1 pseudogene is annotated in these 245 nt (G+C 59.2%); it reads right to left on the reverse strand.

The features are described from left to right. Window positions 1-245 (reverse strand): annotated as a pseudogene (locus tag A3736_RS17665) (hypothetical protein); the annotation flags it as partial.

Consider the following 245-nt stretch of genomic DNA (forward strand, 5'->3'; position numbering starts at 1 on the left):
CATTTCGCGCAACGACAGGGCGGTGATCTGGGCATGGCGCAGATTGCCGGTGGCATCGCGAATGCAACCGGTCGGCACTTCGATCACACCTTCCATCAGCACCGGCTGGGTCGTTTCCCGGCCAAGCGGAATGTCGCAATGGCCGTTCGAGATGGCGGGCGTGAAGCTGGTATCGAAACCGATGTCGAGTTCGTTCAAAGTGCGCAGAGTGTCGCGATTTGCGCCGTAGTTTCCAGCACGAAAAG

The organism is Erythrobacter sp. HI0063 (genome assembly GCF_001635685.1).
Lineage (GTDB): Bacteria > Pseudomonadota > Alphaproteobacteria > Sphingomonadales > Sphingomonadaceae > Qipengyuania.